The sequence below is a fragment of the Sutcliffiella deserti genome (assembly GCF_020037475.1).
Classification (GTDB): Bacteria; Bacillota; Bacilli; order Bacillales; family Bacillaceae_I; genus Sutcliffiella_A; species Sutcliffiella_A deserti.
Map to the genome: position 1 here is coordinate 80949 of NZ_JAIQDB010000004.1, position 18786 is coordinate 99734.

The following is an 18786-nucleotide window of genomic DNA, read 5'->3' on the forward strand; positions in this document are numbered from 1 at the left end:
TTCATTTCCCCCCTTCGAAAGTGAAAAGCAAGATATTTTATCTATAACTATTTGAAGTCAGAAGAAAGAGTAAAGGTTGCATTCGTCCTTCTCTTTACCATATCAAGAGTTGTTCCTGGCATCAGCTCTTGTAAAATCAGACCACTCCTAGTTACCTCCATGACAGCCATATCTGTTATAATCAGATTTACGCACGATGGAGTTGTAATAGGAAGTGTACACTTCGAAAGGATTTTTGGTTCGCCATACTTATCACAATGGTTCATAAGGACAATTACTTTTTTTGCTTTTTGCGATAGCTCCATTGCTCCGCCCATACCTGGTACCCGTTTGCCAGGTACTATCCAATTAGCTAAGTCTCCTTCTTCACTAACTTGGAGCGATCCAAGAATCGTAACATCTAACTTTCCGCGTCTTATCATTCCAAAAGCTACCGAACTATCAAAATAAGAAGCTCCTTTTTCTACGGTAACTGGATAGCCCGCTGCATTACAGAGATTCTCATCTTCTTCTCCATTAATCGGACTAGAACCCATTCCTAACACTCCATTTTCAGCATGAAACATGACGTGGATGCCTTTGGGAAGAAAGTTTGGCACAAGGGAGGGTATTCCTATTCCTAAATTAACTACCATCCCATTTTTTATTTCTCTAGCAGCTCTTTTTGCAATTAAGTTCCGTATGTTTCCTCCCACACCCATTTCCAATTCACCCCTTCGCTTTGTATCATATAGTCCACGTATACTCCAGGCGTAATGATTTCTTCTGGGTCTAACATTCCTAGTGGGACAAATTCTTCCACTTCTACGATAGTCAGGTTACCAGCCATCGCAACGAGTGGATTAGTATTGCGGGCACTTTTATCGAACACCAAATTCCCGTAAGGATCCGCCTTTTTTGCATAGACAATCGAAATATCAGCCGTAAGCGCTGTCTCAAGAACATAATCTATCTCTCCAAGGGTAATGATTTTTTTACCGTTTGTTACTACATCACTCGATATTCCTACATCTACTAAGACTCCCCCGAGCCCCACACCGCCAGCTCTTATTCGTTCTGCTAAGGTTCCTTGAGGATTAAATTCCACCTCAAGCTTCCCTTCTGTCATTAATTGACCAGCCATGGGATTAGAACCGATATGAGATGCAATTAATTTTTTCGCTCTCTCACCACATACGATTGGGCCAATTCCAATGGTAGGAAATCCTGCATCATTTCCTATTAAGGTTAGCTCTCTTGCTCCCGAATGAAGAATCATATCTACTAATGTGGGAGGTGTTCCTACTCCGCCAAATCCACCGAACATAATGGAAACCTCATCTTTAAAAAGTGACATTATATCGGTGTGTTTTTTAATTTTCATAAATGCATTTGGAAGATTTTCCATCAGTAAGCACTCCTTACAATTCTGCTGTTAGTTCGCTAAGTGTTTTTTCGAAAATTAGAATAAGCTCATCAATCTCCTCATTAGTAACAGTTAGCGGAGGGCTTACAATAATAGCGTCTCCTCCAACTCCCTCTATTCCAGCTGATGCAGGGTATAGGAGAAGTCCGTTTTTTTGTGCTTTATCAATTAATCTTAATGTGATTGCTTTCTCATTTGAAAATGGATACTTTGTCATATGATCTGTTACAATTTCTATCCCAAGAAGTAAACCTTTCCCTCTTACCTCTCCGATAATAGAATAGGATTGTTGTAATTGTTCTAACTTTTCTTTAAGATACTCCCCTACTATTCTTGCATTTTCCACTAAATTTTCTTTTTCTATATATTCCAGGACTGCTAATGCTACTGCGGCTGACTGGGGATTTGCACTATAGGTATGACCGCTCATTATTACTTTAGAACCCATTAAAATGGTCTCTATAATCGTGTTGCTTACTAGTGTAGCTGCAATGGGAGTGTAACCGGCACTCATTCCTTTTCCTATACAGATAATGTCGGGGATAACACCCCAATGCTCCATTGCAAACATCTTCCCCGTTCTCCCTATCCCTGTCATCACTTCATCTGCAATGAATAAAATATCATGCTTGGTACAAATTTCTTTTATTTTTTGGTAGTAACCTTCAGGAGGTGTGATGGCTGCGGCTGCGGCGCCTACTATTGGTTCTGCTACAAATGCTGCGATGTTTTCTGGTCCAAATTCCATTATCGCTCTTTCCAAATCCCATGCACATTTGAGCTGACAGTTAGGGTATTCCAATTTAAAAGGACATCGATAACAGTATGGCGGCTCCACGATCGGTGATTTCTCTAATAAGTTCTCGAAACGGACCCTTCTATCGGCATGGCCTGAGAGAGAAAGTGCGCCTAACGTTATTCCATGATAGCTCTTCCATCGGGAGATTATTTTATTTTTATCCTGTTTCCCTTTTTCCTGCCAATATTGAATAGCAACCTTCATCGCTGTTTCGACCGATTCTGTTCCACTATTAACAAAAAATGACCAATTAACCTCACCGGGTGCTATGCTCATTAATTTTTTCGCCAAATTTTCAGCAGGTACGCTACTGAACTGGGAACGGTAAACGAAGGAAACTTTTCCTGCCTGTTCTGACATTGCATCAATTACTGCTTGTACATGGTGCCCGATGCTTGCTGTAACTGCCCCAGAAGATCCATCAAGGTACTTTTTTCCAGTGGTATCATATAAATAAACTCCATTTCCATGACTAATTATGGGATAGTCTTTATCCAAAAGAGGCTTAATTAGGTAAGATTGATAATTCATAAACGATTACTCCTTTCTGTTATAGTTTGTAACCGTTTATCATTAGATTAAGTGCTTAGTAGTATAAGTCTATGATGGTATGAACAAATACTTTCTTATTAAGTATCATTGAGTTTTTTAGACGAGCTTGCCAATAAAACAACAGCCGCGTTTAACAGACCAAAAAAAAAATATCAACCGAGGGAAAATCTCGGTTGATACCTTCTTACGTTACCCTGATTTTATTCAATACTCTACTGTTTAAACTTACTTACAATAACAAGCGCCAACAATGATTAAAAGAATGAATAAAACAACAATCAATACAAATGTATTGCCGTTCCCACCATAAGCAGGTGCCACATTCGTTGGATAATCACAAGGTCCACAAGTGTAGTAACAATAGTCGTGCATAAACATCACTCCTGTTTTGTATTTACACTTGTAGACTATGAAGTGGGTAGTTGTCTTGTATGTGCGTTTGCCCATTTTTGAGAAAAATACCTAGAAATTGTGAAAATCATAAAGTAAAAAATTTCACTTCTTCTTTTCCATTTCCTCGATAAGAGTAAGCATGTTTTGTAAGATCTTTTCAATATGAGTATTTTCGTCTGTTAATTGTTCAATGTTGGCACTTATTTCTTCAAGTCCAGCAGTAGCTTCTTCCATAAGTGCTGCTACTTCGCTTGTATGGCTATCGGTGTTGGTGGTTTTCTCTTTTACCTGCTGAGCAAAATCGTGAAAATGCTTTACTTTCAAAAGCAAACTCTCGAGCGTCTCGCCAATTTGAATGAAGCTGCCATTTACACGGTCTGTTGATTCCAGATTAGTATCCATTTTAGCATTATTTTGCTGAAGGCGTTGTAGAACTTCTTCTTTCGTCTGATGCAGGGAGGTGAGGTTTTCCGTAATTTCTTTTGTTGTCTCGCCTGTAAGACTGGCTAGTTTTCTGATCTCATCAGCAACCACGGCAAACCCTCGACCTGCTTCGCCAGCTCTTGCAGCTTCAATGGAGGCATTAAGCGCAAGTAAATTAGTTTGTTCTGTTATATTTTTTATGTGCTGTGTTAAATGATTCGTATCATCAATTTTTTCTGTTAGAATTTGAAAAACAGCGTCTACTTGTTTTACATCTTTCGAAAAGCTACTCATATTCTCCTGAAGGTCAGTCGACAATTTCTTTCCTTCCACTGCAGTCTGCCTAGATGAACCTGTTTCCTCATGAAGACTATTGGACTGGCTAACGATGTCATCCATTAATTCGGTTACATTGTTAGTAAGTTCAGCAATTCCACTTATCTGATCTGTTTGCCGTTGACTTCCAATGGACAATTCTTGCAACGTTAAGGATATTTCACGCTGGGATCGGATGTTCACACTCAAGCGTTCATGAATTTTCTCCACACTTTCCATCAAGTTCATCGCGTCCTTGCGAAATAACTGTTGCTTCTGTTCTCTTATCTGGTCATCATACTCGATAGTTTTTACAATACTTTCAAACTGGTTAAATAGTTTTTTTCCGATTGTAACTTGAACACCTGTTATTACAAACAATAAGATGAAAAGTAACATAACGTTTCCTAGCTGGTCCTCTGTTAGCAGATTACCATTCAAGAAAGAAACTACTGAATACACGAAAAGAATGATACTACATATTCCGCCAATAATAAAAACTAACCGATCAAAATAAACCGTAGCAATTATTAATACAAAAAAAGGTAAAATAAAACCAGACAAGGAGGCTCCTCGATTAACTAGAATGAGAAAAAACACAAGAAATGTAACTACCACAGCAAAGTATGGCACAAATCGATGAATGCTCGCTTTCCATTTTGTTAGGAAGAATAAGACCACACCTAAAATCAAGGCAGTCAGTAGAGAAAAGGTAATAAAAGGTGAAGCCATAACTATTACATTGACAATAAAACCTGCAGCATAGGAAAAGATAACGACAAAAAACATTAACTTGTTTTTATTGATTAAGTCTTGAAACTTTAACTCTTTGACACTAAAAATTGACATTAGAATCCCCCACTCCATTAGCCTAAATATTTATCTATCAGCTAATAGTTATAATTCGTCGCATTATAGATAAATCCTGCAACAAATGGGGAATTTTGTTGTAATTTGGCAAAAAATGAAACCCTTATCGGGTTCCATTTAATTTACTTCATTTAATTTGTTATTCTTTTATTTCAAAAAGTGGTAAGTATTGGCCATACCCTTCTTTATCTAGTTCCTGAACAGGTATAAAGCGTAGCGCGGCAGAATTAATGCAATACCTCATTCCACCTTTTTCAGATGGACCATCGTCAAATAAATGTCCTAAATGAGAGTCAGCTGTTTTGCTTCTGACCTCTGTTCGTACCATATGATGACTAACATCCATTTCTTCTTTTATCACTTGTGTTTCAATTGGCTTTGTAAAGCTTGGCCAACCACACCCTGCATCGTACTTATCAAGGGAGCTGAATAAAGGTTCTCCAGAAATAATATCTACATAGATACCTTCTTCTGTATGGTTCCAAAATTCATTTTTAAACGGTGGCTCGGTTCCGTTGTTTTGTGTCACTTCGTACTGCATAGGAGAGAGCTTTTCCAATGCATTTTTATCGGGCGACTTCCAGTTTTCTTTAATAAATTTGGCTCTTCCTGAACCTGATTGGTACATCTTATAACGAAATGGGTTCTTTTTATAATAATCCTGATGATATTCCTCTGCTGCATAAAAAGCGACTGCAGGGAGGATTTGCGTAACGATAGGTTTATTAAATCTACCACTGTCCTCGAGCTGTTGCTTAGATAACTCCGCTAATTCCTTTTGTTCCTCTGTATGGTAGAAAATCGCTGTTCGATAAGATTCCCCTCTGTCATGGAACTGTCCACCCGCATCTGTCGGATCAATTTGAGACCAAAATACTTCTAATAACTTACTGTAAGTAAAGCTTTCTGGATTAAAGGTTATTTGAACTGCTTCATAGTGTCCAGTTGTATTGGAACAAACTTCCTTATAGGTTGGGTTCTCTGTTTTGCCACCGGTATAGCCTGAGATGACTTCTTCAATACCTTCATATTCATGAAAAGGTTTGACCATACACCAAAAGCAGCCGCCTGCAAAAGTAGCTTTCTCTAACTGATTAGTTTTCTCCATTATTTTTCCCACCTTTAATGTGTAAAGATACTGAAATTATAACAACTCTCACCCTCTTTTCCTAATTTAATGAATTGTTTTCCCTCAATGATTAAGTTATTTTATGATAATATAAGGTTAATAATAGTTGATTGTACTCATAGGAGGTTCACATGAGCAAAAAAGTAGAAGTATATATTTTGGCAGGATTTTTAGGAAGCGGGAAAACAACTCTCCTTACCCAAATGCTAGAACAGGAGCAAAAAAACAACAGAAATGTAGCAGTTATAATGAATGAACTAGGAAAGGTGTCTATAGATTCCGATTCAGTTCCGGAAAGTTTACCCCTTGCTGAGTTATTTGATGGTTGTATTTGCTGTACCATCCAAGAAAAGCTTGAGTCAACCATGCAGGGATTATTGCAAGACAAAACATTGGATGCCATTTATATTGAAACAACAGGTGCAGCTCATCCTATAGAAGTATTAGATACGGTTCTTTCTCCTATCTTTGCCAATCAATTGTCACATGCCAGAATTATTACTCTGTTAGATGTACTAAGGTGGAAAGAGAAGGACTCACTTTCTATTCAGGTAAAACAACTGATAAGAGAACAAGTGAAACATGCTGATTTACTTTTGTTAAATAAAACAGATCTTTTAAGCGAATCAGAAGTTTCCTCTATTCTCTTTGAGTTGCAATCTATAAATCCATACGCAAAATCAATCTTAACAAGCTTTGCTAAAATCGGTGAAAATAGTTGGAGAGATATAAAGCAGGTAGAAAAAAGTAGTCACAGTAAAATTCATGCCACAGAGAATTTGCATCTAAAGACATTTGTTTATCAATTTCATTCTTCAATTGATCTTGACAGCTTTGAGGATTGGTTACGCGGGCTTCCGGATACCATTTATCGGATTAAAGGGTACCTTTCATTTGAGCATACTTCTGGCTTGTATTTATTCCAATATTCATATGGAACCCCTCTTTATTTAAAGGAACCAATAAAAGTTCCTATGAATCTGGTCGTGATTGGCGAAAATCTCAATGTCGATATACTTTCCCAACAGCTTCAGAAACTGGAAAAAAGGAAAGAAAGCTAACTCGTGTTTCAGAGTTAGCTTTTTAGTTTCGTTTTATCCCATCGTAGTACTTCTATTGCACCCTCGCTCTCTGTGTATTTGTGCTTATACCAATAATCTTTAAAAATGGCTGTTTTCGCATTGATTGTAGCTATTGTGTAGTTTTTTTAGCCTGGGGGGTTTTAAAATAACTTTGAAAGGTAAATGAATTTCAGGAGTTGTTAGATGCATTTGGAAATTTGTTAGATGATAGAAAAATTAGTGTTAGATGAAACCACAAATCATGTCTGATTGACTAAAAAATTTCCCCAGCTATCGAATTTTGACCCGAAATAATCCTCTAACCTGAATATATTAACTATAATCAGTCATAATTACGAGCATTTTTACCTAAATGGGGGGGAATAGACATCCGCCTCAATTGTTCCGGGCAGACACCTATATAAAAAAAGGCTGTTTTACTTTTTATAAGGGATGTTTTTGTATCGATTGTTGCTTTTGATACTATCATGGTTTTTTTGCTCTTTATTTACAATTGAAGTATATTCTCCTTTCAATTCACTGAGAGTATAAGAGGAAAGAGAATCTAAATCAAGCTGGTGTCCTCCATCTATCAGTTTTTGAATATAAAAATTTCGCACATCTTGAATTGCACTCTTTAATAATTTAGCCACAGAACCTCACCTCTCGTTTTCTATAGTCTATAATATTTCACTTCTAATTTCTTATAGTATGTTAGGTGATTTAACATTATTTTTTATATTTTTTGAAAGCTTGTAAGAAAACCTAACAAATCTAAAGAAGAAAGCGACCCATTTGTACTATAATGAAGGTAACGAGTGGAAGGATAGGATGTGTAAAGTAATGAATCAGGATGATTCAACATCGATCAAAGAAAAAAAGGTTATTTCTATTGGCACTGTTCGTGAACTTACAGGTTTATCTGAAAGACAAATTCGTTATTATGAAGAACGTAAGCTCATTTTCCCAGCCAGAAGTGGGTCAGGAATTAGAAAATATTCGTTCTCAGATGTAGAGAGACTTATGGAAATTGCTAATCAAATGGAAGAAGGGGTACAAACCCATGAAATTAGAAGAGAATGGAAAAAGAAAGAAAAGGAAAATAATGATTGGAAGAAAAACATGCTAAAAGGACAGCTTCAAGCACATTTTAAAAATAACAAACAGTAAGGGATTTTATCTATTTAGATTTAATCCCTTTTTTTGTATCAATCAAATGTCATAACTCTCAAAAAATAATTGCACTTTCTCTTCCCATCGAAGAATAACTTCTATGAATTAGCGAAAAATAAGAAAAAGGAGGTAAGTTCAAGTTTATGACATCACCTTACTTGTGTCCCAATTGCAAGACAAATCGATCTCGTTTCAATATTATTGAGCAGGTTGTGAAATCAGTAAAGTTAGACCCTCATTCAGGGGAAGTGGTTAATGAATATGCTTCCGGTTCACTGGATCCTTTTCATATTCCCTACAAAGGGCCAGCATATAAAATACAGTGTGCAGCATGCGGTCTAATCGAAGAAGAACAAACATTTATTAAAAGAGCGGAATATCAAAAAGGATAAAGAGCCTTATGACTCTTTATCCTTCTTCTCTTATTAAATGGGTGAGTTCAAATCGTTCAGCTTTTATTTTTGATTCATAAAATCGGTAATTGCTTGCATTAAAGCATTCGGTTCCTCAAGCATGCTCATATGGCCTGAATCAGCCAAGAGAACTTGTTGTACGTTGGGACCTTCAACAACAAATGTTTTTTCTTGGGGGATGATTTGATCTCCTTTACCTGCGACTAGGAGAATTGGACATTTAGCTTCTTTCAGGACATGCTGCCGATCGATTCTATTTTTCATAGCATCTAATGCGCCCTCCGCACCATTTACAGTTGTGTTGCAACCAATTTTCTTGACATGCTCCATTTCTTCACTGAGCTTATCCTTATTTTCTTTAGCAAAAAGCTTTAGCGATAATTCTTCAATAAAGCCCTTCATCCCTTCTTCATTTATCTTCTTTATTGCAATATCCCGTCCTGCTTTGGCTTCTTCACTATCTGGTGCTCCAGTAGAATGAATTAGTCCAATTGCTCTTATCAATTCAGGATGTTTATCCAATAAGGCCAGAGCGACATACCCACCCAACGAGTGACCTAAAACTGTGGCTTCTTCTATTTCCAATTGTAATAAAAGCTGCTGTATATCTTTTGCCATATCCTCTATTGTAAACGATTCCTCTGAATCTGCTGATTTTCCGTGGCCGCGCAAGTCAATTGCTATGATTCTATAGAAGGATGATAAGTCCTGCACAATGTATTTCCAATATTCATGTGATCCACAAAAGCCATGTAATAAAACAATCGGTTTGCCTACACCTTTATCTTCATAGTATAAAGAAATATTCTGTTGAATTGTCTTTTCATATTCAGCCATGTTTTCAGCTCCTTTGTATATTCACGTGGCATCCTTAATTGGTACTATCTTTTAACTTACCACATTTTCAAAATACTAAACAGAAAACACTATTTATTTAAACAAGATAGACAATTGCCCAAGTGTATCTGCATATCTTTTTATCATGTAAATTAATTGGGGGGAAAAGAATGTCTGCTTATAAAGAATTTTATGAAAGACTGATTTCCTATCAAATCAAGGCTGACATTTACAAATATAAAAATCCAGAAAAGCATCTTTATTTTTATCAAAAACAATACATGGCGTTATACCACCATTGGATGAATACAAACACTAGAAACCATAAGCCGATTGAATATGGGAAGTTACGTTTCTTGCATGCAGCTCCTGATTCACCTGCGTTAGATGTTTATATAAATAATGAGCTTGTGCATCGAGATTTTCATTATACAAATAGTAGCATGTATATAAAAATTCCTTATGGAACCTACCATATATATATCACTTTGAAGGAGGATTCCAGTAATTCAATCTTATCGAAAACAATTGAGATTAGGGAGAATTTATCGTGCACACTGGCAGTTGTAGGATTAAAGGAGAGCCTCGATTTAATTAGTGTCTCTGATGATGAATTTGTCCCACCTGGAGAATCAAAGATACGTGTATTGCACTTATCACCAAATACTCCCTCACTGGATATAGCTGTCCTAAAAGGGGATGTCCTTTTTTCACAGCTGGCTTTTAGTGAAGTTACAGATTATCTTCCATTAACACCTATGACAGTTGATCTGGAACTACGCATAGCTGGTACGAAAGAAGTTATTCTTCCACTCAGGCGTGTTAATGTTAAGCCAAATACATCGTATACCATTATAGCTACAGGCTTATTAAATCAAACCCCTAACTTGGAACCAGTTTTTTTGATTCCTTAGAACACAACTTATTGATTTGACTACACAATATGCGATTTGTTAGTACATCGTATATAGATAACAATGAAACAAAAAAATGCTCAATCATTTAAGATTGAGCATTTCTTCTTCAGCTAATTAGCACCAAGCAGCGCCAACAATGATCAATAGAATAAACAATACCACGATTAATACGAAAGAACTTCCAGCACCAGGGTAACCTGCACCTGCTACTTGGCCGTATCCGTAATTTCCGCAACCACACCAACTCATAGCTGTCACCTCCTCTACAGAGCATGTATTTTAATTAAAAGTTGTTTAAAAACTTAATATTCCAGCACCAACAATCACAAGTAAGATAAATAGAACCACTATTAGTGCAAATCCGGATCCGTATCCAGGATCACCCATGCTGTACACCTCCCCCTCTTTCTAATACATAATGTATTCATCTATAGACTAAAGGGAAAGGCAGATGCCCAGTTCCAAAAAAATTAGGTGTTTTATCTAGTGCTATAAAGAAAAACACACAAAAAAAGACGTAAAGTTGTCATTTCCAACTTACGCCTTTTTCCTATTATATTATTCTTCAACAGGGACAAGTAGTTTAAATTCGATTTCATCATTTTCCAAATTAAACTTGGTAAACTGTACTTTTGTATCACTTTGTAGTTCAAGTTCATTAAGCGCAACATAAATACTTTGATCACTCGGAACAATTCTTACCCAAGGAGGTAAAGGGTAATTATCTCCTACATACTTCAAAACCATTGAAACTGGTACTTGCAGCCTGCCGACGGACATCGAATCTTGTTTAAGTCTAACATCCCCATTTTCTTGGACTTCAGGTATGAATGTCATAGTTAAAGGAATATCTCTTTCAAACACTGTCATGGCACCTTTTAGTTCAACTCGATCTGTTAATCTTACTTCATAATTCAAAGGCCTTCTCGTTTCCTTTTCTAAATAAAAACGAATTAGCTCATTTAAATCTTCTTTATCTGATTGGATAGTAAAAGCTACTCTCTCGCGATCATCTGCTCTTTCTGTAAATTTGAATTTTGAATGATCTGGAACCATTACAAGAAATAAAGCTATCAAAGCAATCAAAATATTTAATGTAAACAAGGTGATAAATGCACTTTTCCAATTCAATAGCACTTTCTTAACCATAATTCCTCCTATTATTCCCTTTCTAACATCTCAAAATCAGCATCTAACAAATTTTCTTGGTTATATATTATGATGTTTTTTACGATTTCATCTCCTATTAAACGATACCCTTTATCATTCGGATGAAACTGATCGTCACCAAGCAAATATTCTGCTGAATCAATAAAGATATCCTGTATAGGAATAAAAGCTGTCTTTGAATAGTTCGCTAATACTGCAGCACTTGTACCATTCCAGTTTTCAACAACTTGGTTCATTTCCGGTATGTCTTTAAAAAACTCATGAAAAGGGTTAAAGACACCTACTAAATAAATGGTGCTATCGGGGTTTAGTTCTCTTACCTCTGTTAGCACGGTTGTTAGTCTTTCAGCATATTCAACCTGCTCTTTTTCAAATAATTTGAAATTAAGATCTAAGAAATTTTCTCTTATGACTTTCATTAAATCATTTCCGCCCACCGTGATAAAGATTACATCAGCTAATTGTAATGATTCCTGCACTTCAGGTTTTTTCAGTCGATTAAGTAAGTGACTTGTTCTATTCCCTCTCACTCCTAAATTTGTGACAGAAACATTTTCAATTAAAGGCTTACTTGCATAATGCTCTTTTACAAAGGAAGTAAACCCACCATTTCCCGTATTATCTCCTACTCCTTGCGTCAGCGAATCTCCAAAGAAAACAAGTTTAAAGGATCGATCAAAAAACTCATCTGAGACTTCTTCTTTTTCATCCAATATCGTTTGCTTTGGTTGATTTTCTGATTTTTTCTCTCTATTAAAGAAAAGAACACCTTCAAATAACTCTTTATTGTTCTGAATTTCCCGTCTTTCTTTCGCTTTTTCAAGCACTATACTAGAGGAATTTTCTGAACTGCAACTAGCCATACTACCTATAAGAAGGGCTAAGAACCCGAGTATTATTATTTTTTTCATCACACATTCTCCTCATTAAGTGTAGATTTAACGTTGGAGACCATCTCACCAAAATGGCTTTCACAGATGTTTTTCCTGTTAGAATTATTTGTAGCCTTTTTATCATTATATACGCTTCGCATTAATGAAGTAAGCTTTTTATACTTAACAATAATAAATGAAGAAGAAAAGGGTGTTAACAATGGATAATACAACAAAAAAAGAAGAAGGTCAAAGGGAAATACTTGCATGTAATGAGGAAATATCAAAAGAACTTTTTTCAAAAGAATTACACATAATTGTAACAGATGGAGTTCGTAACAGTATGGATAAGCAAGAAAACTAAAGTCTGTTTTAAAATCTGGCTGAATTTATCCGTTAAAAGGATAAATCAACCAGCTTTTTTATTCTTGTCCTTGTAAAATCGTGATGTGATCGATAATCTCTTCATAAGGTACATCAAGGCCATCGTAGCTTTTTACAATAATACCTTCTTGATTGATCAGGTAAATACTTGTGCCATGGACAACTTCTCCCCCATTTTTAGGCTTAGCAACAATGGTTTTGAAGTTTTTGGGTCCAAACTCCTCAATTTCCTCTTGTGAATATCCAGTAAGAAAATCCCATGTTGTATAATCTGCCTCAAAACGGTCGCCGAACTCTTTTAAAATTTCAGGTGAATCAACCTCCGGATCTACAGAAAAGGAAAGATATTGGACATCTAGCCCCTCTTCCTGTGACATTCTCTGCAACTTAGCCATATTAGCTGTCATTGGGGAACATACCGTTGTACATGTAGTAAATATTAAAGAGGCTACAGTAATATTCCCTTTAACATCTTCCAAGCTATAAGGTTCCTCATCTTGGTTAATATAATTAAATTCACTCAATTCCCAGTCTGTTTGTTCAGGGATACCTTGTGTATTGCCACAAGCAGCTAAAGATAAAACCAAGACAATCAAAACACTTAAAAATTTATAGTTTGCTTTCATGTATTTCACCTTCTCTATGTATGTCATTCTTTCACTTCAAATACTACCATTAAATTCAAATGGATAAAAGAATCACCATAATATGTTCATAAAAATAACTTATTTAAAATGACTCGATTTATCGTTAATGACGGGAGAATGCGCTTATAATATTAGGCACTAACAAAGGTAAAATCCTATTTTAAAGATTTCAGTTCTCATCCAACTTGTAACAGATCGGTTCAAGCTACCACCCAAAAAGGTCGATCTTTCAAATATCTATTATTTGAATTCCACCGTATGACTTTTTGCACTCACCTTCTTTAATTCCCCACTAAATCCCATGCCAGGTACGAGAACAAAAGCGTAAGGTGCCTGCTTAGAGACGTACAAACTGGACTGAGTTGAGAGAATCAGCAACACGAACGATGTTGAGCTTATCGATAGGAGGCGAGGGAAGTTTGATAGTCTCTGGCGTCTAGAGCTCAACGAAAAATTATCCACAACCGTAACTTTTATAATTTCCTAAACTAAAAAAAGAAGGCAATTAGCCTCCTAATCCATTACTCCTGTACGTAGAACAACTGTCTTGACGCTTACATTAAATTTTGCTTTCGAATATATTTCTCTCCATTCCTCTTTAGAAAAATTTCTATATCCTACTTTTGCTCGATAACGGTTTCCAAATCCAACGGGATCTACTCCAAGCTCTTGACATTCTTTAATGAGCCCTTCAATAGACTTTTTCATTTCTTTCGCGATAGCCTTCTCCACCGCCTTTAACGCTTCAGGATTTCCTAAGTCATAGTCCTCAGTAATTTCTTGCATTCGGGTCAGTATATCTACAGAAATAGTGTAGGTAGGTACCTCTTCAATATTCAATGCAATTTCAGCTTCACTTTCTAAATGGTCTAAAGAAACATACACCGTTTCAACTTCATCTGACTTCTTTTCTTTATCTAATATATATTTTTCAATAGCAACTGTTGGAAGGGATAATTCAATTCCACCTGCTTGGAATGGATTCATTAAAAGTTTCAAGTAAAATGATTTTTTCGTATCAATTGTTGCTATCATACGGTCATCTTTTAGTAATGCTGTACCTTTTACTGCTATGGTATCGTCCATAAATTGAATATAGGGAAGAACCGGGTCCATACCTTCACTATAGAAGCACTGCATAAACTCGTGTAATGTAGGAGAAATTAGTGACTCCGATTCGACGTTTTGTCTAATCAAATCATACATGAAAGTTCCTGCATTTGATATATCCTCAGATTCTTGAGATTGTGTGAACAGTTCATATGCAGTATTGTTGGTTATAGCTAAATAGGACATCGTTCCTACTTCTGAGTCCCTTGATAAGGTGTCAATATAAGAAATGATACCTTCCTCTGCGAGTTTTTGACCATAAACAGCAACCCTTAATTGACCTGAAACTAACTTTCTACTTGAAGTTAAATTTTCCTTTTGGCGAACTCCCTTGCTTGTATTCGCAAAGCTGGAAACCATCTTCGTATTGTTAGGATGTAATGGATCAAATTCATAATAAACAATAGAACCACGAATTAAATCTTCCTCTTTGTCATACCCCACTGCAGTGATTAGACCCAATTCTTCTAACGGTTTTTGTTGAAGGCATCCAGTTAATAAAATAATAGTACTTAGGAGATACACTATTTTACGATGCATTTTCGGTATTCCTCCTTGAGACTATTTTATTTCGGATTACTACTACTAAAAATAAAAGTAAGGTATAGACGAAAACCAACCAAAAACCTACAACTCCAACGTAATCAACATAGAGGTTATTTTCCACTCTTCTATTAAAAATCAAACTAAGCCCTATCATCATGATGCTAACAATTGCTACAAGTCTCCTTTGCTTTATGCCGAATATCTTCTTAAGTCCCCGTGTCGCAGCCCACATCATAAATAAAGTATTAGGTAAAATAATTACGAGCCACATGGATACTGCAAAAAACTCGAACCTTTCAAGATTGGGAAACTGAATTATCTTAAACAATGATAGTGTAGCCCAGATCGTCTTTTCCAATTGTTCTCCGCTATAATATCCAATTGCAACGATTGTCAGTAACAATATTAAAAAGAACGAGCCGAACACTGCAATCTGAGCAAAAAAATGAACCTTATCTTTATTTCTAATGTACGGATAAACAAAAAATAATATTTCCAAACCTAAAACAGTAAAAGAAGTTTTATATGCTCCTTTCAGAATGTCTTTTGGAGATGCCTCTAATATCGGCAAGAAGTTTGTCCAATCCATATACCTTATAGGCTCATAAATTAATAACACCAACCAAATTGCTAAGAAAAAGGTAATAAAACTAACACCTGCTATTGTTCTAATCCCGCCATACACTCCATATATTGTTAAAATAAGGATAAAAGTTGAAATTATCCATGATTTCATATCGGGAAATATCCAAGCTTGGACTATTTCGGTATAACCAATAATAATTGAGAGCAACGCAGCCAAAATATAAAGAATATATAGCATATTTAAAACATTACCAAAGAATTTCCCAAAAAGATTTACATGAATATCAAATAAATCTTTATCTTTGTAACTTCTCAGAATATAACAAATTGAGAATATGATTACCGTCATTCCGATGTAACTTACTAGGATGGAAATCCAGGCATCTTGTTTTGATTCAAAGAAAATGACCCTTTGAACCCCTGCTATCCCTACTCCCATCTGATTGGTGTGAACGATAAAAAATATTAAAAATGCCGGTAATAGGATACTTTTCTTTTTTAACGTTGGAGTGTTCATCTTTTGACCACCCTATTCATCAATATCATTAGAGTATTTTTCATAAAAGCCCAAAAAGCTCTTGTTTTTTTCCGTTTTTTTATTTGGATTCACTGGAAGCCTTACAAGGGTATTCTTAACCTTTTCAAAATTCAAAGGGTAGACAGGTTGTAAATAAGGTTTGCCTGCACTTGTTAATCGCAAAAAGTGAATTAGAAGGAAACATAGCCCGATTACAATTCCCACTCCTCCCCAAAGACCCGCAAGTATTAAGATAGGGAATCTTGTTACACGTATAGCAGTACCCATTAAATAGCTTGGAGCAGTAAAAGAGCCCAAAGCACTTAGAGCTACTACAATAATTAGAATATTGCTTGTAAACCCTGCTTCAACGGCAGCTTGTCCTAAGACAATACCGCCAACAATACCCATTGTTTGACCAACTTTAGTTGGTAATCTTGCACCCGCTTCTCTTAAAAGTTCAATCATAATTTCTAATAAGAAAGCTTCAAGAATAGGAGAAAATGGCACTTTGGATCGTGATTCACCTAAAGAAACGATAAGAGTCGAAGGGATCATTTCATAATGATAAGTAATAACTGCAACATAAGCGGGAGTCAGCAGGACGGATAAGAACATCGTCAAGTAGCGCAAACCGCGAATAAAACTCCCCATATTCCATCGCATATATACATCTTCTGTTGATTCAAAAAAATTAAAAAAAGATACTGGACCTAACAAAACCATAGGACTTCTATCGGCAAATACAGCAATTAGTCCGCGATCCAGGCTATATCTTACCCTATCAGGCAATTCTGTTTGTAAATATTGAGGAAATATGGAATAGTTATTATCCTCAATCATTTGTGCTAGGACGGAAGTATCAAGTACCTCATCTATTTCCAGATTAGAGATTTTCTTTTTAATATAATTAACAGAATCTTCGTCTGCTAGATCTTTTATATAAACAACCCTTATTTCTGTTTCATTTTTTTTGCCTATAACAATACTTTCAGTACACAAATTCTCTGACAATATATTTTGTCTGACTATACTTATATTCGTACTTAAGGACTCGGTAAATGAGATCTTAGGTCCAAAGACAAGCGACTCGGTTTCCGCTTTTTCGATGCTGCGCTCTACTTTTTTCGAAGCATTTACAAGTAGCTGATCATCTTCTCCTTCTTTAAGGATTAAAACAAATCCCTCCAATAGATTTTTCGCTATTTCATCTCCATCACTGGTAAGCAAACTATCAGGGGTTAACAACCTACTTCGAAGTTTTTTAAAATCCACGTCATTTTTTTTCAATAATTCTACAGTAGGCGTTAGGATAAATTGATTGAAAGCCGTACTATCAATTAAGTTTTTCATATAAATAAAATATAATGTAGATTCTTGCATCGGAAGTTCATAATAAAATAAATCAGGACTATTTTGCACTTTATCTGATATGTACTTTTTAATCTCATCAACATTCATATTGGAAATTGATAATTTCGTTTTCATGTTTAACACCCCACTTCTCACTATATCTATATAATGATAGGGTAGCCATTTATGGTGAAATTATGAAAAGTCCTCTTTGAAGGAAGAGATAAATTAATTATTATTATTAATTAATTCTGTAGTTAACACTTCTATCACTCGGTTTATGAACAATGGGTAATCAAATTCTATGGCAATCCGATGCACAGAATCTTCTGATAATTGCACAAACGACCGGAAATCACCAATCGTTTGCCCAAAGGCACTTCCAAAGGAAGTAACTACTCTGACAGGTTTATAGGTATAAGTTATGTTTGATTCATTGAAGACTGCCCACAATGTTAACACATCATGTAAAGGAGATCCTGAAATAGCTGGATTTTGAGATTTGTAAAATTGCCAATAATAATCCATCATTGGTTTTATAATAAGTCCCAATGCATTATTAGCTTTCCGGTTTACTTCATCAATATAATTGACCATTTCAGATGTCAGGACAGCTCTTTGAGTTACATTAAGTGGAAATATTGTCATGTTTTTTGCGTAATTAAATACTATATTCGCTGCATAAGGATCACCATAGATATTAGCTTCGGCAACGGGAGTAACATTACCAGGAAAATTAAATGCTCCGCCCATTATGAATATTTCTTTAACCTTGTCAACAGTTTCTGGATACAAAATGAATGATGTAGCTAGCGAGGTAAGTCGCCCTACACAGATAATTGTTAAATCTTTATTGTATTTCTCAATAACGTCATATACTTGATGAAAATTCTCAAATATATTTTCATTCCCATCTTCCACTGCCTGGCTTGGTATATACGCCCCAAATCCTTCTGGCCCGTGTATTTCCGGATAGTAAATAGGCGTTCCTCCGATTAACGGTCTTTCCGCACCCACGATAAGTGGAACATCATACCTACCTGTTAGTTGCTGTAGGTATCTTGCATTTCTAATTGCTATCTTTTTCTCCACATTTCCGTATTCAGCAACAATTCCTACCAATTCAACATTATCTTCGAAATTCGCATAAATCACCGCCATAATATCATCAATTCCAAAGTCAGCAAATAATAATACTTTCTTCAAACGATCTCCTCCTACTTGAACTTCCAGTGACTGTTTCATAGCCTGGTTTCGCACTGATTGTGGCTTCTGCGTAAGTTAGTTACCCCCGTTTTGTAACTATTACTTCTTT

At 35.8% G+C, this 18786-nt stretch carries 22 protein-coding genes; 5 read left to right on the plus strand and 17 right to left on the minus strand.

All coding sequences use genetic code 11. The features are described 5' to 3' along the window. Window positions 1-47: 47 nt before the first annotated feature. The 6 genes from K9B36_RS10010 to msrA form a co-directional block, all read right to left on the minus strand. Complete coding sequence (locus K9B36_RS10010) at window positions 48-701, minus strand: 3-oxoacid CoA-transferase subunit B (RefSeq protein ID WP_223701911.1); 654 nt, start codon at window positions 699-701, stop codon at window positions 48-50. Continuing rightward, on the minus strand, window positions 671-1387 hold the full coding sequence (locus tag K9B36_RS10015) for a 3-oxoacid CoA-transferase subunit A (RefSeq protein WP_223701912.1): 717 nt from the start codon (window positions 1385-1387) through the stop codon (window positions 671-673). Before K9B36_RS10015 ends, K9B36_RS10010 begins: the two co-directional genes overlap by 31 nt. Before the next feature lie 13 nt (window positions 1388-1400). Next, window positions 1401-2735 carry an aspartate aminotransferase family protein gene (locus K9B36_RS10020; RefSeq protein WP_223701913.1) on the minus strand — a complete coding sequence of 445 codons (1335 nt, stop codon included), beginning with the start codon at window positions 2733-2735 and terminating at the stop codon, window positions 1401-1403. 246 nt (window positions 2736-2981) lie between these two features. Continuing rightward, the gene (locus tag K9B36_RS10025) at window positions 2982-3128 is read right to left on the minus strand and encodes a YjcZ family sporulation protein (RefSeq protein WP_223701914.1); all 147 of its coding nucleotides are present in this window, start codon (window positions 3126-3128) and stop codon (window positions 2982-2984) included. 123 nt (window positions 3129-3251) lie between these two features. Beyond that, on the minus strand, window positions 3252-4736 hold the full coding sequence (locus K9B36_RS10030; protein WP_223701915.1) for a methyl-accepting chemotaxis protein: 1485 nt from the start codon (window positions 4734-4736) through the stop codon (window positions 3252-3254). Window positions 4737-4896: 160 nt separating this feature from the next. Further along, window positions 4897-5865, minus strand: a complete 969-nt coding sequence (msrA, locus tag K9B36_RS10035; RefSeq protein WP_223701916.1) for a peptide-methionine (S)-S-oxide reductase MsrA — start codon at window positions 5863-5865, stop codon at window positions 4897-4899. Between the two features lie 152 nt (window positions 5866-6017). Between msrA and K9B36_RS10040 the strand changes: the two genes are divergently transcribed. Continuing rightward, window positions 6018-6947, plus strand: coding sequence for a CobW family GTP-binding protein (locus tag K9B36_RS10040; RefSeq protein ID WP_223701917.1), 930 nt, complete (start codon window positions 6018-6020; stop codon window positions 6945-6947). 437 nt (window positions 6948-7384) lie between these two features. On the opposite strand, the gene K9B36_RS10045 is transcribed toward K9B36_RS10040, so the two are convergent. Continuing rightward, window positions 7385-7600 (minus strand): hypothetical protein, encoded by a 216-nt coding sequence (locus K9B36_RS10045; RefSeq protein WP_223701918.1) that lies wholly within the window; start codon window positions 7598-7600, stop codon window positions 7385-7387. A 190-nt stretch (window positions 7601-7790) separates the two neighbouring features. Between K9B36_RS10045 and K9B36_RS10050 the strand changes: the two genes are divergently transcribed. Together K9B36_RS10050 and K9B36_RS10055 are read left to right on the plus strand one after the other, a co-directional pair. Next, on the plus strand, window positions 7791-8117 hold the full coding sequence (locus K9B36_RS10050) for a MerR family transcriptional regulator (protein ID WP_223701919.1): 327 nt from the start codon (window positions 7791-7793) through the stop codon (window positions 8115-8117). Window positions 8118-8263: 146 nt separating this feature from the next. Next, complete coding sequence (locus tag K9B36_RS10055; protein ID WP_223701920.1) at window positions 8264-8512, plus strand: DNA alkylation repair protein; 249 nt, start codon at window positions 8264-8266, stop codon at window positions 8510-8512. A 63-nt stretch (window positions 8513-8575) separates the two neighbouring features. Here K9B36_RS10055 and K9B36_RS10060 read toward each other — a convergent pair whose 3' ends face one another. Next, a complete protein-coding gene (locus tag K9B36_RS10060) occupies window positions 8576-9370 on the minus strand; it encodes an alpha/beta fold hydrolase (protein ID WP_223701921.1) in 795 nt (264 codons plus the stop codon). A 170-nt stretch (window positions 9371-9540) separates the two neighbouring features. Between K9B36_RS10060 and K9B36_RS10065 the strand changes: the two genes are divergently transcribed. Continuing rightward, on the plus strand, window positions 9541-10284 hold the full coding sequence (locus tag K9B36_RS10065) for a DUF4397 domain-containing protein (RefSeq protein ID WP_223701922.1): 744 nt from the start codon (window positions 9541-9543) through the stop codon (window positions 10282-10284). A 117-nt stretch (window positions 10285-10401) separates the two neighbouring features. Here the strand turns inward: K9B36_RS10065 and K9B36_RS10070 are convergent, their stop codons facing one another. The 4 genes from K9B36_RS10070 to K9B36_RS10085 form a co-directional block, all read right to left on the minus strand. After that, window positions 10402-10536 (minus strand): YjcZ family sporulation protein, encoded by a 135-nt coding sequence (locus K9B36_RS10070; RefSeq protein WP_223701923.1) that lies wholly within the window; start codon window positions 10534-10536, stop codon window positions 10402-10404. 45 nt (window positions 10537-10581) lie between these two features. Beyond that, window positions 10582-10674 carry a YjcZ family sporulation protein gene (locus K9B36_RS10075; protein ID WP_223701924.1) on the minus strand — a complete coding sequence of 31 codons (93 nt, stop codon included), beginning with the start codon at window positions 10672-10674 and terminating at the stop codon, window positions 10582-10584. Between the two features lie 171 nt (window positions 10675-10845). Then, window positions 10846-11436 carry a YpmS family protein gene (locus K9B36_RS10080; protein WP_223701925.1) on the minus strand — a complete coding sequence of 197 codons (591 nt, stop codon included), beginning with the start codon at window positions 11434-11436 and terminating at the stop codon, window positions 10846-10848. Window positions 11437-11447: 11 nt separating this feature from the next. Beyond that, window positions 11448-12368 (minus strand): SGNH/GDSL hydrolase family protein, encoded by a 921-nt coding sequence (locus K9B36_RS10085; RefSeq protein WP_223701926.1) that lies wholly within the window; start codon window positions 12366-12368, stop codon window positions 11448-11450. A gap of 181 nt (window positions 12369-12549) precedes the next feature. Between K9B36_RS10085 and K9B36_RS10090 the strand changes: the two genes are divergently transcribed. Next, window positions 12550-12693: a hypothetical protein gene (locus K9B36_RS10090; protein WP_223701927.1), complete on the plus strand. Its 144-nt coding sequence runs from the start codon at window positions 12550-12552 to the stop codon at window positions 12691-12693. 58 nt (window positions 12694-12751) lie between these two features. On the opposite strand, the gene K9B36_RS10095 is transcribed toward K9B36_RS10090, so the two are convergent. The 5 genes from K9B36_RS10095 to K9B36_RS10115 form a co-directional block, all read right to left on the minus strand. Then, window positions 12752-13339, minus strand: coding sequence for an SCO family protein (locus K9B36_RS10095; RefSeq protein WP_223701928.1), 588 nt, complete (start codon window positions 13337-13339; stop codon window positions 12752-12754). Window positions 13340-13873: 534 nt separating this feature from the next. After that, window positions 13874-15010, minus strand: coding sequence for a Ger(x)C family spore germination protein (locus tag K9B36_RS10100; protein WP_223701929.1), 1137 nt, complete (start codon window positions 15008-15010; stop codon window positions 13874-13876). Further along, window positions 15000-16118 (minus strand): GerAB/ArcD/ProY family transporter, encoded by a 1119-nt coding sequence (locus K9B36_RS10105; protein WP_223701930.1) that lies wholly within the window; start codon window positions 16116-16118, stop codon window positions 15000-15002. The genes K9B36_RS10100 and K9B36_RS10105 overlap by 11 nt, the downstream gene beginning before the upstream one ends. 12 nt (window positions 16119-16130) lie before the next feature. Further along, entirely contained in the window at window positions 16131-17606 is a 1476-nt protein-coding gene (locus K9B36_RS10110) for a spore germination protein (protein ID WP_223701931.1), read from the minus strand. A 93-nt stretch (window positions 17607-17699) separates the two neighbouring features. Further along, window positions 17700-18677: a nucleoside hydrolase gene (locus K9B36_RS10115; protein ID WP_223701932.1), complete on the minus strand. Its 978-nt coding sequence runs from the start codon at window positions 18675-18677 to the stop codon at window positions 17700-17702. Window positions 18678-18786 lie beyond the last annotated feature (109 nt).

Coding starts and splice junctions, on each gene's coding strand:
- K9B36_RS10060 (WP_223701921.1), bottom strand. CDS start 9,370: ATGGCTGAATATGAAAAGACAATTCAACAGAATATTTCTTTATACTAT.
- K9B36_RS10095 (WP_223701928.1), bottom strand. CDS start 13,339: ATGAAAGCAAACTATAAATTTTTAAGTGTTTTGATTGTCTTGGTTTTA.
- K9B36_RS10015 (WP_223701912.1), bottom strand. CDS start 1,387: ATGGAAAATCTTCCAAATGCATTTATGAAAATTAAAAAACACACCGAT.
- K9B36_RS10100 (WP_223701929.1), bottom strand. CDS start 15,010: ATGCATCGTAAAATAGTGTATCTCCTAAGTACTATTATTTTATTAACT.
- K9B36_RS10065 (WP_223701922.1), top strand. CDS start 9,541: ATGTCTGCTTATAAAGAATTTTATGAAAGACTGATTTCCTATCAAATC.
- K9B36_RS10085 (WP_223701926.1), bottom strand. CDS start 12,368: ATGAAAAAAATAATAATACTCGGGTTCTTAGCCCTTCTTATAGGTAGT.
- K9B36_RS10075 (WP_223701924.1), bottom strand. CDS start 10,674: ATGGGTGATCCTGGATACGGATCCGGATTTGCACTAATAGTGGTTCTA.
- K9B36_RS10080 (WP_223701925.1), bottom strand. CDS start 11,436: ATGGTTAAGAAAGTGCTATTGAATTGGAAAAGTGCATTTATCACCTTG.
- K9B36_RS10030 (WP_223701915.1), bottom strand. CDS start 4,736: ATGTCAATTTTTAGTGTCAAAGAGTTAAAGTTTCAAGACTTAATCAAT.
- K9B36_RS10010 (WP_223701911.1), bottom strand. CDS start 701: ATGGGTGTGGGAGGAAACATACGGAACTTAATTGCAAAAAGAGCTGCT.
- K9B36_RS10040 (WP_223701917.1), top strand. CDS start 6,018: ATGAGCAAAAAAGTAGAAGTATATATTTTGGCAGGATTTTTAGGAAGC.
- K9B36_RS10025 (WP_223701914.1), bottom strand. CDS start 3,128: ATGCACGACTATTGTTACTACACTTGTGGACCTTGTGATTATCCAACG.
- K9B36_RS10020 (WP_223701913.1), bottom strand. CDS start 2,735: ATGAATTATCAATCTTACCTAATTAAGCCTCTTTTGGATAAAGACTAT.
- msrA (WP_223701916.1), bottom strand. CDS start 5,865: ATGGAGAAAACTAATCAGTTAGAGAAAGCTACTTTTGCAGGCGGCTGC.
- K9B36_RS10055 (WP_223701920.1), top strand. CDS start 8,264: ATGACATCACCTTACTTGTGTCCCAATTGCAAGACAAATCGATCTCGT.
- K9B36_RS10050 (WP_223701919.1), top strand. CDS start 7,791: ATGAATCAGGATGATTCAACATCGATCAAAGAAAAAAAGGTTATTTCT.
- K9B36_RS10090 (WP_223701927.1), top strand. CDS start 12,550: ATGGATAATACAACAAAAAAAGAAGAAGGTCAAAGGGAAATACTTGCA.
- K9B36_RS10110 (WP_223701931.1), bottom strand. CDS start 17,606: ATGAAAACGAAATTATCAATTTCCAATATGAATGTTGATGAGATTAAA.
- K9B36_RS10070 (WP_223701923.1), bottom strand. CDS start 10,536: ATGAGTTGGTGTGGTTGCGGAAATTACGGATACGGCCAAGTAGCAGGT.
- K9B36_RS10105 (WP_223701930.1), bottom strand. CDS start 16,118: ATGAACACTCCAACGTTAAAAAAGAAAAGTATCCTATTACCGGCATTT.